This is a genomic window from Rhodococcus sp. 06-235-1A (assembly GCF_002258785.1).
Classification (GTDB): Bacteria; Actinomycetota; Actinomycetes; order Mycobacteriales; family Mycobacteriaceae; genus Rhodococcoides.
Map to the genome: position 1 here is coordinate 289108 of NZ_NOYI01000013.1, position 15786 is coordinate 304893.

The following is a 15786-nucleotide window of genomic DNA, read 5'->3' on the forward strand; positions in this document are numbered from 1 at the left end:
AATCTGGAGGTGCTCGATGTCCGAGCAACACAACGACGAGTTTCGATCCGGATTCGTCTGTTTCGTCGGCCGCCCCAACACCGGCAAGTCCACGTTGACCAATGCGTTGGTGGGGTCGAAGATCGCCATCACGTCCTCGCGCCCGCAGACGACGCGGCACACCATCCGCGGCATCGTGCACCGAGAGCACGCCCAGCTGATCCTCGTCGATACTCCCGGATTGCACCGTCCCAGAACGCTTCTGGGGCAACGGCTCAACGATCTGGTGCAGGACACGTACTCCGAGGTCGACGTCATCGGCCTGTGCATCCCGGCCGACGAGAAGATCGGACCGGGCGACCGGTGGATACTCGAGCAGGTTCGTCACATCGCGCCCAAGACGACGCTCATCGGCATCGTGACCAAGATCGACAAGGTCAAGAAGGAACGCGTCGTACAGCAATTGATGGCGCTCTCGAAGCTGCTCGGCGATTCGAGTCACGTGATCCCCGTGTCGGCAGAATCCGGTGAGCAGGTGGAGAAGTTGGTCGACCTGCTTGCCTCCGAACTGCCACCGGGACCCGCGTTCTACCCCGACGGTGAGCTGACCGACGAGCCGGAGGAAATCCTCATGGCAGAGCTCATTCGGGAGGCCGCGCTCGAAGGCGTCCGCGATGAGCTACCCCACTCGCTGGCCGTCGTCATCGAGGAAGTCGTGCCCCGCGAGGGTCACGACAACATGCTCGACGTGCACGCGATTCTCTACGTCGAGCGATCGAGTCAGAAGGCGATCATCATCGGCAAGGGCGGCTCGCGGCTCAAGGAGGTCGGCACGGCCTCGCGCCTGCAGATCGAGAAGCTGCTCGGTACCAGGATCTACCTGGACCTGCACGTGAAGATCGCCAAGGATTGGCAGACCGACCCCAAGCAGATGGGCAAGCTCGGCTTCTGACCGGAGCGGCTTCGCCGCACGTGCGCGGTAACTCGTAGCAGACTACGAAGTTTCGCTCACATGGGTCCACCAGGGATCGGGGCGCTTGCGGTGCCACTGCAAGACGTTCTCGAGTTGTGCGGCGACGGAGACCAGCAGTGGCTCCGAGGATTCGTGCCCCATCAATTGCAGACCGATGGGTAGGCCGCCGGTGGTGAATCCCGCGGGCACGTTGACGCTCGGCCAGCCCAGAACGTTCCACGGCCAGGTGTACGGGCAGTGCTCGGTGATGACGCGATCGGTGTCTGCGTTGGAGATGTCGTCGATGGCCTCGACCCGCGGCGGGGGAGTGGCCGTCGTGGGGGCGAGCACGACGTCGTAGTCGTCGAAGAACCGGCCTATGCGGCGGCCGATGCGCGGCTCGGCCGCGCGAGCTGCACGCAACGGCGCTCCGGCGAGGGCGCGGCCGCTCTTGGCATTGGCTCGGGTGCGTGGATCGGCGAGAGACGGATCGGGAAGGCGGTCGAGCCAGGTCGCCACGCCGGCCAGCGATCGCGGTAGGAAGTTGAGCCCCAACAGCATTCCGTACGCGGGATCGTCGACGACCACCCGATGTCCGAGCAGTCGCAGCACCGCGGCCATCTCGTACGCGGCCGCCGCGATCTCCGGATCCAGGGGTGCCGGCGTCGGGATGAAGGGCTTATGAAGGCTCAGCGCGATGCGCAACGGACCGGGGTTGCGTCCGACGGCATCGGAGACGGTGAGGAGAGCCGGGCGGTGCAGATCACCGTCGTGGCCACCGGAGACAACATCGAGGAGAAGGGCGGCGTCGGCCACCGTGCGCGCGAGCGGACCGATGACGGTGATGCCGTTGAACGCTTCGGCGTCCGGCCAGGTGGAGATCCTTCCGCGCTGCGGCTTGATCCCCACGAGGTTCGTCCACGATGCTGGGATACGTACCGAGCCTGCACCGTCGGAACCCAATGCCGCAGAGACCAACTCGGCTGTCACCGCGGCAGAGCTGCCGCCCGAGGAGCCGCCGGGCGTGCGCTCGCGATCCCACGGATTGCGGGTGTGCCCGAATACGCCACCGGTGAACGGCCATTGGCCGAGTTCGGGACTGTTGGTCTTCCCCACGATGACGGCTCCGGCAACGCGCAGCCTGCGCACCACCTCCGAGTCCGCAGTGGCAGGCGGAAAGTCACCCGCGCAACCGAAAGCGGTCGGTTCACCCGTGATGTCGACGTCGTCCTTGACGGCGATCGGAACGCCGAGCAGGGGAGCGGTGTGGCCGGCGGCGCGCAGGCGATCCGCCTCGGCGGCTTCGGCGAGCGCGGCGTCGCGGCGCACGATACGGAACGCATTGAGTGTGGGTTGGCTCTGCTCGATGCGATCGAGTGATGCGGTGACCGCCTCTACCGAGGTGATGCGACCCGACGCGAGTTCGGCGGCCTGGGCAACGAGAGTCGACCGATGAAAATCCACGTTTGCACAGTATCGACTCTCGTCAGCGCGGGAAACGGCCGGCCGCGCGACACCCGTGGGACACTGGAGACCGTGAGGCCATACCGTGACAACGCAGTCGTCCTGCGCCAGCACAAGCTGGGTGAGGCCGACCGCATCGTCACGTTGTTGACCAGGGAGAACGGGATCGTCCGGGCCGTCGCCAAAGGGGTGCGCCGCACCAAGTCCAAGTTCGGCGCGCGGCTGGAGCCGTTTGCGCACATCGACGTCCTGCTCTATCCGGGGCGCAACCTCGACATCGTCACCCAGGTGCACACCGTCGACGCGTTCGGCGGAGATATCGTTGCCGATTACGGCCGCTACACCACCGGCTGTGCGGTCCTCGAAACCGCCGAGCGGCTGGCAGGCGAGGAACATGCGCCCGCGCAGCGACTGCATCAGCTGACCGTCGGTGCCCTGCGGGCCCTCGCGCAACACGTGCGGCCTCCCGAGCTGGTGCTCGACGCCTACCTGTTGCGCGCGATGGGTTTCGCCGGATGGGCTCCCGCGCTGACCGATTGCGCGCGGTGCGCAGCGGTCGGGCCGCATCGAGCGTTCCATGTCGCTGCCGGTGGAGCCGTGTGTGTGCACTGCCGTCCACCGGGATCGGCGACGCCGTCGACCGGCGTCCTGGATCTGATGGTCGCGCTCGAACGAGGCGAGTGGGACTACACCGTCACCACCTCCGATGCCGTTCGCAAGCAGGCCAGTGGACTGGTGGCGGCGCATCTGCAATGGCATCTCGAACGGCAGCTCCGCACGCTTCCACTCATCGAGCGTTCACACCCGCATCAGGTGCCGCTGGCGCAACCTGACTCGGTGTTCGCCGATACCGTCGGGCAGGATGGGGACCGTGATTCGACGACGAGAGCCGCAACCCCGGCCTGACGAACAGTCGGCAGTGCGCCCTCCCGATCCGCATCCCTCGGGCGCTCGGCCGCCGATTCTGCAGCAGGAATTGATTCCCCGCCACGTCGCTCTGGTGATGGACGGCAACGGTCGGTGGGCGCAGGATCGCGGCCTGCCACGTACTGCGGGGCACGAGCAGGGTGAAGCGGTGCTCATGGACACCGTCTGCGGGTGCATCGAGATAGGTGTGCAGTGGTTGTCGGCGTACGCGTTCTCTACGGAGAACTGGAAGCGCAGTCCCGACGAGGTCAAATTTCTGATGGGCTTCAACCGTGACGTCATTCGTCGTCGACGCGACGAGATGAACGAGATGGGCGTCCGGGTCCGGTGGGCCGGTCGGCGACCCAGGTTGTGGGGCAGCGTCATCAAGGAACTCGAAGTTGCCGAGGAGCTGACGAAGCACAACACCGTGATGACGTTGACGATGTGCGTCAACTACGGTGGCCGGGCCGAGATAGCCGATGCCACAAGGGAAATCGCTCGACAGGTGGCCGCAGGCAAGCTGAACCCCGAGAAGATCACCGAGGCGACGGTCGCGAAATACCTCGACGAAGCGGATATGCCCGACGTGGATCTGTTTCTGCGTCCGTCGGGGGAGCAGAGGACGTCGAACTTCCTGCTGTGGCAGTCGGCATACGCGGAGTTCGTGTTTCAGAAGAAGTTGTTCCCGGATTTCGACCGCCGGGATCTGTGGGAGGCGTGTATCGAATTCGCTTCGCGCGACCGACGATTCGGCGGAGTGAAATATGAGTGACAACGCGAACGGGACGCCTGACGAGGGGCTCTCGTTGCAGACCCGTGCTCAGCTGGCGCTCTCGCAGTTCGCCACGGTGACCGTCGGCGACGAAGGGTCGCTCGGTTTCGATTACGCCGGAGCCCTGTGCTCGCTGCGCGCCGTCCGGCTTTCACCCGAACTCGAGGTGCTCTCGCTCACCGCGGTGTTGGCGTGGGATCGGCCGCTCAAGGCCGCCCTCCACAAGAAGGTCTCTGACCGCAACGCCGATTCGCAGTTCGGTGCGATCTCGGTCAACACCCACGACAAGCTCGCAGATGTGTTGCTGCGCTACACCTTCCCGGCGAACGGGCTGGACGACGAGGCCATGCTGACGATGCTCATCCTGGTTCTCGCCGGAGTGGAGAAGGCGCGCGAGGGCCTACTGCCCTGATCGGTCAGCTAAGGTTTGCCTGTACTTACTTTCCCAGTAGAGGCGGATGCGATGACTGTGCGGTGGACCCGAATGCTCTCGGCAGTGGTGGCGGTGATCGCCCTCGGTGTGGCCGTGACGGCCTGTTCGACTGCCGACACCGGCGACTCGGCGACGCAGTCGGCGGACGGTGCATTCCCGGTCGTCATCGATCACATCTACGGCAGCACGACCATCACCGAAAAGCCGACGCGCATCGTCACACTCGGGGTGTCCGACGCCGATGCCGTCATCGCGCTCGGCACCGTCCCGGTGGGAAACACCGGGTACACGTTCTACGAGACCGGCCTCGGCCCGTGGACCGACGAGTTGGTGGGAGACGCACCGCTGACTCTGCTGGGTTCGGAGTCCGAGCCGAACTTCGAGCTGATCGCCTCGCTGGCACCGGATCTCATCACCGGACTCAACGCCGGCTTCGACGAGGCCACCTACGCACAACTCAGTGACATCGCGCCGACGATCGCTCGCCCGGCGGGATCGGCGGCCTACTCCGTCGATCGTGAGGTGGCCACCGACACCATCGCGCGTGCGATGGGTGAAGGTGATCGTGGAGTGGAATTGAACGTGCAGACCACCGCTGCGCTCGAACAGGTGCGAGCCGCACACCCCGAGTTCGCCGGCAAGACTGCCGCCGTGGTGCTTCCGTACGACGGCCAGTTCGGAGCGTATCTGCCCGGCGATGCCCGCGGTACATTCGTCACCTCGCTGGGCTTCGAGGTCCCGGAAGCGATCCGCGCCGAGGACGACGGCACCAACTTCTTCGTTCCGGTCTCGGCCGAGAACATTTCCATGCTCGACGCGGACCTGGTGCTCTATCTCGGTACCGGTGACGATATCGACGTGGTGGGAGAGAATCCGATCTTCGGAACACTCGATGCCGCGCGCACGAACGCGATCGTTCCGCTGTCCACCGACCAGCGGGGTGCGATCACGTACAACTCGGTCCTGTCGATTCCGTTCGCCATCGACGCGTTGGTGCCTCGCGTCGCAGAGGTCGTTGCCTGAGCGGTGTCACCGAGCAGCGGCGCTGCACTGACTGCAGGTACCGAATATCTCGATCGTGTGGCTCACGTCGCTGAAGCCGTTGGACTCGGCAACACTCTGCGACCATTTCTCCACTGTGGGGCCTTCGACCTCGACGGTGAAGCCGCACGAGCGGCACACCAGATGGTGGTGATGACCCGAGGAGCAGCGTCGGTAGACCGACTCGCCGTTGTCGGTGCGGAGGACGTCGACGGTGCCGGCGTCGGCCAGGGTCTGGAGGGTGCGGTAGACGGTCGTGAGACCGATCCCCTCGCCGCGCTTGCGCAACTCGTCGTGCAGATCCTGTGCGGACTTGAACTCCTCGATGGTGTCGAGCAAGTCCGAGATCGCGCTGCGCTGTTTGGTGGCCCGTACACCGACGACAACGGGGCGTCGCGGTATCGCGGTGTCGGTGGACTTCTCGGTCACAGGTTCCGGCCTTCCTCGGCGTGGGCCACGGCGTCGACGACGATGTGGGAGAGGTGATCGTCGACCAATCGGTACAGGACCTCGCGGCCGTTGCGCTCCCCGCGCACGACACCCGCTGCCTTGAGTACCCGAAGGTGCTGGCTGATCAACGGTTGTGTGACACCGAGGGCGACCACCAATTCGTGAACGCACCGCTCGGACTCGCGCAACTGAAGCACGATGGCGATCCGCACCGGGGCCGCGAGCGCCCGGAGGATGTCGCCGGCCGCGGTGAGGGTTTCCTTCGGCGGGATGGGGGCCGGGGGAGCGACGGCGAACGGGTCGTTCTCGTGTATCGGGTGCTCGGGGTCCTGCCGGTGCGTCGAATCGGGTCTCGTGGTCGAGTCTGCGGCCACGGACTGCTCGGTGGACACGGTTGCGGCTCCTTCGGTTGCCGATTCGTTCTCGGCGAACTCTCCCTGCACAATCGACGACATGACATCAGGTTAGTGCAGTTATTGTTATTGCAAATCGTATTCATTGTGATATGCATGAGTACGCATGTCAATTCCCGGGCTCGCCCGCTGTTCGGAATCAGTGGCCGAGCCAGATAGGCTGATCAGGGCGAAAACCGCCCGCGTCACCCCCATACGATGTGACCGAGAATCACGATGTAACCGAAGATGGAGAGCTCCGCCAGTGGCACCCAAGTCCAAAGTCGAAACCGTCGCCAACCTCGCCAAGCGCAGAGGCCTCGTCTACCCGTGCGGCGAGATCTACGGCGGTACCAAGTCGGCCTGGGATTACGGCCCGCTGGGCGTCGAGCTCAAGGAGAACATCAAGAAGCAGTGGTGGCGCAACATGATCACCAGCCGCGAGGACACCGTCGGGCTGGACTCCTCGGTGATCCTGCCGCGCCAGGTATGGGAGGCGTCGGGCCACGTCGAGACGTTCTCCGACCCGCTGGTGGAGTCGCTGCACACGCACAAGCGCTACCGCGCCGATCACCTCATCGAGGCCTACGAGGAAAAGCACGGCCACCCGCCCGAGAACGGCCTGGCCGACATCCGCGATCCCGAGACCGGTGAGCCCGGCTCGTGGACCGAACCGCGTGCGTTCTCGGGCCTGCTCAAGACCTTCCTCGGCCCGGTCGACAACGAAGAGGGCCTGCACTACCTGCGTCCCGAGACGGCGCAGGGCATCTTCGTCAACTTCGCCAACGTGCTGACCACCTCACGTAAGAAGCCGCCGTTCGGCATCGGTCAGATCGGCAAGAGCTTCCGCAACGAGATCACTCCAGGAAACTTCATCTTCCGCACCCGCGAGTTCGAGCAGATGGAGATGGAGTTCTTCGTCAAGCCCGGCGAGGACGACGAGTGGCATCAGTACTGGATCGATTACCGCATGAAGTGGTACACCGACCTCGGCATCGACCCGGAGAACCTGCGGCTGTACGAGCATGCGAAGGAGAAGCTCTCGCACTACTCCAAGCGGACCGTGGACATCGAGTACAAGTTCGGTTTCCAGGGCAGTGCGTGGGGTGAGCTCGAAGGCGTGGCGAATCGCACCGATTACGACCTCTCGGTGCACTCGAAGGCGTCGGGCCAGGACCTGAGCTACTACGAGCAGGCCACCGACACCCGCTACACCCCGTACGTCATCGAGCCGGCGGCAGGCTTGACGCGTTCGCTGATGGCGTTCCTCGTCGACGCGTACACCGAGGACGAGGCCCCGAACGCCAAGGGCGGCGTCGACAAGCGGGTCGTGCTCAAGCTCGACCGCCGTCTGGCCCCCGTGAAGGTGGCGGTGCTTCCGCTCTCACGTAACGCCGAACTGACGCCCAAGGCGAAAGATCTTGCGCAGCAATTGCGTCAGTACTGGAACGTCGAATTCGACGACGCCGGGGCCATCGGTCGCCGTTACCGTCGTCAGGACGAGATCGGTACGCCGTTCTGCATCACCGTCGACTTCGACACCCTCGACGATCATGCCGTCACCATCCGCGAACGCGACACGATGGCGCAGGAGCGGGTGGCTCTCGATCAGGTCGAGGGCTACATCGCCTCCCGTCTGATCGGCGCGTAAGAGCGTCATCAACCGACAGGGCCCGATCTCTTCGTGAGATCGGACCCTGTCGTACGTCTGTCGAGATACTAGAAGCGTCCGCCGCCACCGCCGAAGCCGCCGCGGAGCACGCTGTTGATCAGGATGCCGCCGAGTACGGCACCGGCAACGTTGCCGCCGCTACTGCCGCCGAAGCCGCCGCCGCGTGGCCCGTGGCGATTCTCCCAGTTCTGTACATCGGACTGGGCGATCTGCGATGCGCGCGAGGCCAATTGGCTGGCGGCATGTGCGTGCTTGAGGGCTTCCTCGGGGTTCTCCGGTTCGAGTTGGCGAGCCGCGCCGAGGTGGCGTTCCGCCTCGGACAGGCGCGTTCGTGCGTCGGCACCGACTCCGCCGCGGCGGGTCGAAATGTAGTCCGCAGCGGCAGTGATCTGAGCCTGAGCGGCCGCGATATCGCGATCCAGACGAGCGCGCAGCTGGTCCTCTGCGGCCTTCTCCGCCGACGCCTCGTCGACGATCTTCTCGAGCTCGGAATCTGCTGCCGCAAGAGCGGTGTAACTGCCGAGCGGATCCGAGGACTGCGCCGTCTCCGCGTTCTTCAACGCCGACTGCGCAGCAGTCATGGCCGCCTGCAATTCGGCCCCGCCGTGTTCGGCCAGTCCGCGAGCCTGCTCGATGTCGCGTCGGACGTCGGCGATGGCGTCGGGCAGGGTGGCGATGGCGTGCCCGATGTCGTCACGGGCGTGGTCGACACCATCGAGCAGTGCCGTCGCCTGATCGACCGCTCGCTCGGCCGTGCGAATCGCGGTGACCGCCGGACCCTGTTTGCCGGGTGGGAGCGCCGCCGCCTTGCGTCCGGCCTCGATGTTCTCCTCTGCCAGTGCCATCCGGTCCTTGGCCATCGTGACGTTGTCGGCTATGGATTTCAGTGCGGTCTCGGAGAATTCCGAATGCAGCTGAGCGAGTACGGTTTCGGACTGCGGAATGCGCACCGTCAAGCCGACGACCGCCTGGGTCAGCTCATCGAGGTGCGGGCCGGCATTCATGACGAGGTCGCGGAAGCCGTCGAATTCCTCCACCCGAGAATCGAGTTCACGATCGGCCTGACCGCACGAGGAGATGATCTCGACGAGCATCGCGCGACGCTGATCCGGGGTTTCGGGAATTGCGTCGTCGAGGCGTTGCCGAATCTCGAATGCGGACGCCAGGGCCTTCTTGGCGTTGTCGTAGGCGGTGATGAACGGCGCAGCCGCCGAGTCGCCGAATTCGCCTCGCGCGAGCGTCAATTCCTCTTCGCTGGCGCGCACTGCGTTGTCGGTTTCGATCAGAATTTCCTTGGCCCGGGTGTCGAGAACGTCGATCGGGAAGGCGGCGAGCGCGGCCGGGTCGCTCGGGTCGATCTTCGCCACGGCGTCTACTTCGGCAGCGACGCGGGCCTTCTTGCGACGCGACGAGTAGACGACGGCTCCACCGCCCGCCACGGCCAGTACGCCGACGCCGATCAGCAGTGGCGCGGACGATCCGCCACTGCCGCTCGCGGCATAGGCTTCACCGAGTGCACCGGCGGCCGCGATCGCGGCACCGGACCAATCCTCTTCTCCCAGTGCGGGTTCGAGGTCGTTGACCCGAATGTCGTCCTGTTCGGACGAGGTGATCTGCGACAGTCCGGTGTTCACGGCGAGGTAGTACGAACGGTCGACGGTCGCCACTGCGAGCAGAACGTCACGCTGACCGAGGTCGCTACGGTCGTACGTCTGTTCGGCCCAGTTCACCGCCGACATGTTGTCGAAATCCGCAACGTAAGTGACCCATAGGCGAAGTTGGCTGCTGCCGTAGAGGTCGTCGATGGAGGTCTGTACCTCGGCGAGCGAATCCGGGTCGAGTGCCTGGACGTTGTCGGTGATCTGCGTGGCGAGCCGCGAGGGAGCCTCGGCGGATGCAACTCCCGGCGCGAGCAGAACCGCGGCGAACAGGGTCAGAGCACCCATAGCGGCGAGACGACGAAATCGATGAACCGACCTACGGACTGCGGCGCTGGAGTGACGCCGGTGCTGGACTGCCATGCGATGAAATCTACCGGCTGCGTGGTACTGAGATCGAGCAGGTCGATCCGGATGCATGACAGTTGTCACCTCGCAATCGTGACGCTCGGACGAGGTGGGCGCTGCTCGATCGCAGCAGAGTGATTCCCATGACCACAACGAAGGCAGTCGAACTGCGAAACGTCACCAAGACCTATGGCTCGGTCCGGGCGGTCGACGGGCTCAGCCTGTCCATCGAGCCGGGCGAGGTCGTCGCATTTCTCGGACCGAACGGAGCGGGAAAGACGACCACCATCGACATGATGCTCGGCCTGGCAGCACCGACAACCGGGTCGGTCTCCGTGTTCGGCGGAACTCCTGCCGACGCCATCGCCCAGGGCCGCATCTCCGCCGTCATGCAGACCGGCGGTCTGCTTCGTGATCTGACCGTTCGCGAAACCGTCGAGCTGACCTCGGCACTGTTCGCCCACACTCGTTCGGTCAAGGAGGTGCTGACCCGGGCCGGTATCGCCGACATCGGAGACCGTCGAGTGGCGAAATGCTCCGGCGGTCAGCAACAACGGCTTCGGTTCGCGCTCGCACTGCTGCCCGATCCGGACCTGCTGGTGCTGGACGAGCCGACCACCGGCATGGACGTCGAGGGTCGTCGTGATTTCTGGAACGCCATTCGTCAGGACGCCAGTACCGGGCGCACGGTGCTCTTCGCAACGCACTACCTCGACGAGGCCGACGCCTACGCGGACCGCATCGTGCTGGTGCGGCACGGCAAGATCGTTGCCGACGGTAGCGCCGCCGAGGTGAAGAACCTGGCTGCAGGACGCACCGTCACCGCGACGCTGCCCGGCGTCGATCAGTCGATGTTGCTTGCGTTGCCCGGCGTGGATCGCGTCGAAACGCGAGGCGATCGGGTGATCGTGCACGGACGTGACTCCGACGCCGTGGCTCGCTATCTGCTCAACGATGCGCATGCGACGGATCTCGAGATCGTCTCGCGCAACCTCGAAGACGCATTCCTCGCCCTGACCACCGATTCCGAGAACGACCCAGCCGAAAACGACTCAGCCGAAAACGACCTCGCCGGGAGCATCCGATGACCACGACCACGCCGTCCACGACCACCCGCACGTCTGCCAGAGCCGTTGCCTGGGGCGGATTTTCGCCCACCTTCCTCGGACTCGAAATTCGGCGACTGTTTCGGAACAAGCGAACTCTGATCTTCACGTTGGTGATGCCGCCCGTGTTCTTCGTCATCTTCGGTACTCAGTCGGACTACAGGACCGATTACCCGTTCGCGCACGGGAACGTCACCGGCTACATCGCCATCAGCATGGCCGTCTACGGCGCGATGCTCGCCACCACCAGTGGGGGAACGATGGTCTCGGTCGAGCGGGCCCAAGGGTGGAGCCGGCAGCTGCGATTGACCCCACTCAAGCCGGTCGCGTACATCGTCACCAAGGTCCTCGTGGCCATGACGATGGGTGCAGCCGCCATCGTCGTGGTGTTCGTCGTCGCGAAATTCTTCGGAGCCGACATGCCGATCTGGGTGTGGCTCGCGTGCGGAGTGATCGCGTGGCTCGGGTCCGCGGTATTCGCCGCGTTCGGCCTCTTCATGGGGTATCTGCTGCCGTCGGAGAACGTGATGCAGATCCTCGGACCGGTGCTGGCCTTCCTCGCCCTGGCAGGCGGACTGTTCGTTCCCCTCGGTGACAGCGGTTGGTTCCCGATGCTTGCCAAGTTCACCCCGCTCTACGGCCTGGCCACGGTGGCAAGAGCGCCGTTCACGTCCGCTGACGCGGGCACTCTGGTGATCGCCGTGGTGAACCTGGTGGTGTGGGCCACCGTGTTCGTCGTCGGCGCGTCGCTGCTGTTCCGCAAAGACACCAAGCGTGCCTGACGCCGAAACCGCTGATCGTGTCGCCCACGGGGATACCGTGGGCGACATGACCACGTTCACCGCCGACCTGCCGGAGGGGCGGGTGTGGCGATACGGCTGGATGTTCGGAGCCATCTGGCTGATCTACCTGATCTACCCGTTGAACGAGATCCTCGCTCTGCCGTCGATCGCGGCACGGGCCTCCGGGATCGTTGCGATCGTCGCTTTCGGTGTGGTGTTCACGACCACGTTCTGGCGGTTCCGCAACGGCCATCGCAGAGGACGTCCGCTACCCACGTCGCAGGCATGGATCGCGCTCGGGGCGATGGTCGCCCTGACCGTCGCGCTCAGTGCCCTGGTCGGAACCACAGGTTTCGGCGCGACCGTCTACATCGCCGTCCTGGCGATGATGACCCTGCCCGTCCGGCAGGCGTGGACGTTGGTCGCGGTGATGGTGGTGATCGTCGAACTGACACCGCGCGCCGTCTCGTCCTGGGAGCCCGACAATTTCTTCGCGTTCCAGCTGTTGATCAGCTCGGCTGCTGCGTGGGGCATCACCCAGGTGTTCCAACGCAATCACGAATTGGCCGTTGCCAGGCAACAACTGGCCGATCTGGCCATCGTCGCCGAACGCGAGCGTATGAGTCGCGACGTGCACGACATTCTCGGCCACTCCCTGACCGTCATCACCGTCAAGAGCGAGCTGGCAGGCAGGCTCATCGAGATCGATCCCGCCCGTGCGGCCGTGGAGATCGCCGAACTGGAAACGCTTGCCCGGCAAGCGCTTGCGGACGTTCGTAGCACCGTCGGCGGCATGCGCCAGATCGATGTCGGCGCTGAATTGGCCAGTGCGAAAACGGCTCTGACGGCGGCGGGGATCGAGGCCGACCTTCCCGGTGACGCCGATGTCGTACCACTGCGACACCGAGAACTCTTCGGATGGGTACTTCGGGAAGCGGTGACCAACGTGGTTCGACACTCGAGCGCGCGGCACTGCCGGGTGACGCTGACGGCGTCGAGCATCTCGATCGTCGACGACGGAGTCGGACCTGCCGAGGATGGCAGCGACAACGGTGGAAACGGTCTCCGAGGTCTCGGTGAACGAGTGCGCGCCGCGGGTGGTTCACTGACGATCGCCCGGGTGTCGACCGGTGGATTCAGGGTGGAGGTACACGGTGAATAGAGCGCAATGACCATCACACTGTTGCTGGCCGACGATCAGGCGCTGGTGCGGGGCGCGCTCGCAGCACTGCTGGGGCTCGAACACGATCTGGACGTGGTCGCCGAGGTGGGACGCGGGGACGAAGTGGTCGCTGCCGTGCTCGAACATCGACCCGATGTCGTTCTGCTCGACGTGGAGATGCCGGGCAAGAACGGGATCGACGTCGCCGCCGAACTGGCCCTGGTGGCGCCGGAGTCGAGGGTGTTGATCGTCACCACGTTCGGCCGCCCCGGATACTTACGCCGCGCGATCGACGCGGGTGCATCGGGTTTCGTGGTCAAGGACACTCCCGCGAAGCAGCTGGCCGACGCCGTCAGGCGAGTGCACATGGGGCTTCGAGTGGTCGATCCGACGCTGGCGACCGAAACCCTGACCGACGGCGTCTCGCCTCTGACGGCCCGTGAGCAGGAAGTTCTTCGCGCAGCCGCGCAGGGTGGAACGGCCGGCTCCATCGCCGCCACGGTGCACCTGTCGGAGGGGACGGTGCGCAATCACCTGTCGTCGGCGATCGGGAAGACCGGTACCAGCACCCGTGCCGAAGCGGTCCGCGTGGCCGAGGATCGTGGGTGGTTGTAGAGCCATGAGGCGCGCCGTGCCCGCCGAAGATGCGCGGGCCTGGCAAACTCGAGGAGTGAATTCAACTCTCGACCGAGATTCGTACGGCGATCCGTACGACGATCGGTATGCCTCGGACCCCGGTCCCGAGCGCCTGGGCTTCTTCGGAACGCTGGGACGCTGGACCGGTCGGCTGGTCGCGGGAGTGGTCCTGATGTCGGTGGTGCTGGTCGCCGGAACGGCGGTTCGCGTGTGGCAGGTTGCCCGCATCGACGACTATTCCAAGGCGGACGCCATTGTCGTACTCGGCGCAGCGCAGTACAGCGGTACACCCTCGACCGTGTTCGAGGCCCGATTGGCGCAGGCCGCATCTCTGTACGAGCAGGGCATCGCTCCCGAGATCGTCACGGTGGGCGGCAAGCAGGAAGGCGACCTGTTCACCGAGGCCGCGTCGGGTCGCAATTATCTGATCGAGCAGGGTGTGCCCGCCGATGCCATCGTGGCCGTCGAGACCGGCTCGGACACGCTCGAAAGCATCGAGGCCGTGAGCAACACACTCCGCGACGAGGGTAAGTCGTCGGTGGTGCTGGTCAGTGATCCCTGGCATTCACTGCGTACTCGCACCATGGCGCGCGACGCCGGACTCGACGCGTGGACCTCGCCGACGCGGACCGGCCCGGCCGTCTACACCAGGGAATCCCAGGCACACGGAATCGCCAGGGAGACGGGCGCGCTCCTGTGGTACCAGCTGACTCACTTCACCGCAGACTTCTCCTACACGGCAGGCCAGTGACATGACCGGCACCTACTCGGCGCACGACGTCGAACGATTCGTCACCGAACCCCCGAAGACCGCCGGCCTGAAACCGGGAACCGACAACGCCTCGCATCGAAGCGCCTTCGCCCGTGACCGGGCACGGGTGCTGCACTGCGCTGCACTTCGCAGGCTTGCCGACAAAACTCAGGTGACCGGTCCGCGGGACGGAGACACTCCGCGCACTCGGCTGACACACTCACTCGAAGTCGCGCAGATCGGCCGTAGCATCGCCGAAGGTCTCGGCAGTGACCCCGACCTGGTGGACCTCGCGGGGCTGGCGCACGACATCGGCCATCCGCCGTACGGCCACAACGGCGAACGGGCTCTCGACGAAGTGGCGCAGGACTGTGGCGGGTTCGAGGGCAACGCCCAGAATCTGCGCATCCTCACCGGGCTCGAGCCGAAGATTCTCGACGCCGACGGTCGTAGCGCCGGGTTGAACCTGACCCGGGCGTCGCTGGACGCCGCCACCAAGTATCCCTGGATCCGGCCGGCTCCGGGCGCGAAATTCGGTGCCTACGACGACGACTCGGCCGTTCTGGGATGGGTTCGTGACGGTGCGCCGGACAAGCACAAGTGCCTCGAAGCGCAGAGCATGGATTGGTCCGACGACGTCGCGTACTCGGTACACGACGTCGAGGACGGCGTCATCGATGCCCGAATCGACCTTCGCGCGCTGTCCGATCCGATCGAGCAACGAGCCCTAGCCGAACTCGGCGTGTCGGAATTCCGCGGACTCGACGTCGACGAGTTGATCGAAGCCGCGAACCGCTTGTCGAGGATGCCCGTCGTGGTCGCCGTCGGACGATACGACGGCACCCTCGCGGCGTCCGTTGCGCTCAAGCACATGACGAGTGAACTGGTCGGGCGCTTCGCGACCGCCGCCATCGAGGGCACCCACGAGAAGTACGGCACAGCGCCGCTGAGCCGATACGACGCAGACCTCGTGGTGCCGTCGATCGTCGGATCCGAAGTTGCGCTGCTCAAGACCATGGCGCTGCGGTACGTGATGTCCGATGCAGGCCACAAGATCCGTCAGGAGCGTCAGCGCGACCGAATCCACCGCGTCGCCGAGTGGTTGTTGCGCTCGGCTCCGGGTGAACTGGACCCCATTCTGGTGCCGGCCTGGCAGCGCGCCGACAGTGATGCGGAACGTACCCGAGTGGTGGTCGACCAGATCGCGTCGTACACCGAAAGTCGACTCGAACTGATCGACAAGCGATCACTCGGAGCTCAGGCCAGCTGGGGTTGATCG

Annotated in this window: 16 protein-coding genes; 12 read left to right on the forward strand and 4 right to left on the reverse strand. The window is 65.2% G+C overall.

What is annotated here, in order from left to right; all coding sequences use genetic code 11:
• The first annotated feature begins 16 nt into the window (after positions 1–16).
• On the forward strand, positions 17–931 hold the full coding sequence (era, locus tag CH275_RS14400) for a GTPase Era (RefSeq protein ID WP_094679007.1): 915 nt from the start codon (positions 17–19) through the stop codon (positions 929–931).
• A 42-nt stretch (positions 932–973) separates the two neighbouring features.
• Here era and CH275_RS14405 read toward each other — a convergent pair whose 3' ends face one another.
• Positions 974–2395 carry an amidase gene (locus CH275_RS14405; protein WP_094679008.1) on the reverse strand — a complete coding sequence of 474 codons (1422 nt, stop codon included), beginning with the start codon at positions 2393–2395 and terminating at the stop codon, positions 974–976.
• Between the two features lie 72 nt (positions 2396–2467).
• On the opposite strand from CH275_RS14405, the gene recO reads away from it, so the two are divergent.
• Genes recO through CH275_RS14425 form a run of 4 tightly spaced genes read left to right on the forward strand, consistent with a single transcriptional unit; the run spans position 2468 to position 5532 of the window.
• The gene (gene recO / locus CH275_RS14410; protein WP_008715506.1) at positions 2468–3301 is read left to right on the forward strand and encodes a DNA repair protein RecO; all 834 of its coding nucleotides are present in this window, start codon (positions 2468–2470) and stop codon (positions 3299–3301) included.
• Complete coding sequence (locus CH275_RS14415) at positions 3258–4076, forward strand: isoprenyl transferase (RefSeq protein ID WP_094679010.1); 819 nt, start codon at positions 3258–3260, stop codon at positions 4074–4076. The genes recO and CH275_RS14415 overlap by 44 nt, the downstream gene beginning before the upstream one ends.
• Positions 4069–4488: a hypothetical protein gene (locus CH275_RS14420; protein ID WP_094679011.1), complete on the forward strand. Its 420-nt coding sequence runs from the start codon at positions 4069–4071 to the stop codon at positions 4486–4488. Before CH275_RS14415 ends, CH275_RS14420 begins: the two co-directional genes overlap by 8 nt.
• A gap of 51 nt (positions 4489–4539) precedes the next feature.
• Positions 4540–5532, forward strand: a complete 993-nt coding sequence (locus CH275_RS14425; RefSeq protein WP_094679012.1) for an iron-siderophore ABC transporter substrate-binding protein — start codon at positions 4540–4542, stop codon at positions 5530–5532.
• Positions 5533–5538: 6 nt separating this feature from the next.
• Here the strand turns inward: CH275_RS14425 and CH275_RS14430 are convergent, their stop codons facing one another.
• Complete coding sequence (locus CH275_RS14430) at positions 5539–5979, reverse strand: Fur family transcriptional regulator (protein WP_256991025.1); 441 nt, start codon at positions 5977–5979, stop codon at positions 5539–5541.
• The gene (locus tag CH275_RS14435; protein WP_094679278.1) at positions 5976–6314 is read right to left on the reverse strand and encodes an ArsR/SmtB family transcription factor; all 339 of its coding nucleotides are present in this window, start codon (positions 6312–6314) and stop codon (positions 5976–5978) included. Before CH275_RS14435 ends, CH275_RS14430 begins: the two co-directional genes overlap by 4 nt.
• Before the next feature lie 343 nt (positions 6315–6657).
• Between CH275_RS14435 and CH275_RS14440 the strand changes: the two genes are divergently transcribed.
• Entirely contained in the window at positions 6658–8043 is a 1386-nt protein-coding gene (locus CH275_RS14440; protein ID WP_094679013.1) for a glycine--tRNA ligase, read from the forward strand.
• Positions 8044–8111: 68 nt separating this feature from the next.
• Here CH275_RS14440 and CH275_RS14445 read toward each other — a convergent pair whose 3' ends face one another.
• Positions 8112–10010: a TPM domain-containing protein gene (locus CH275_RS14445; RefSeq protein ID WP_256991026.1), complete on the reverse strand. Its 1899-nt coding sequence runs from the start codon at positions 10008–10010 to the stop codon at positions 8112–8114.
• 203 nt (positions 10011–10213) lie between these two features.
• On the opposite strand from CH275_RS14445, the gene CH275_RS14450 reads away from it, so the two are divergent.
• The 6 genes from CH275_RS14450 to CH275_RS14475 are packed head-to-tail and all read left to right on the forward strand — an operon-like array spanning position 10214 to position 15783.
• Complete coding sequence (locus CH275_RS14450; RefSeq protein ID WP_094679014.1) at positions 10214–11158, forward strand: ABC transporter ATP-binding protein; 945 nt, start codon at positions 10214–10216, stop codon at positions 11156–11158.
• Positions 11155–11958, forward strand: a complete 804-nt coding sequence (locus CH275_RS14455; protein ID WP_094679015.1) for an ABC transporter permease — start codon at positions 11155–11157, stop codon at positions 11956–11958. Before CH275_RS14450 ends, CH275_RS14455 begins: the two co-directional genes overlap by 4 nt.
• Before the next feature lie 46 nt (positions 11959–12004).
• Positions 12005–13120, forward strand: coding sequence for a sensor histidine kinase (locus CH275_RS14460; protein WP_094679280.1), 1116 nt, complete (start codon positions 12005–12007; stop codon positions 13118–13120).
• Positions 13121–13126: 6 nt separating this feature from the next.
• Positions 13127–13735: a response regulator transcription factor gene (locus CH275_RS14465; RefSeq protein WP_094679016.1), complete on the forward strand. Its 609-nt coding sequence runs from the start codon at positions 13127–13129 to the stop codon at positions 13733–13735.
• Positions 13736–13790: 55 nt separating this feature from the next.
• Positions 13791–14507 carry a YdcF family protein gene (locus CH275_RS14470; protein ID WP_094679017.1) on the forward strand — a complete coding sequence of 239 codons (717 nt, stop codon included), beginning with the start codon at positions 13791–13793 and terminating at the stop codon, positions 14505–14507.
• Position 14508: 1 nt separating this feature from the next.
• Positions 14509–15783 (forward strand): deoxyguanosinetriphosphate triphosphohydrolase, encoded by a 1275-nt coding sequence (locus tag CH275_RS14475; protein WP_094679018.1) that lies wholly within the window; start codon positions 14509–14511, stop codon positions 15781–15783.
• Positions 15784–15786 lie beyond the last annotated feature (3 nt).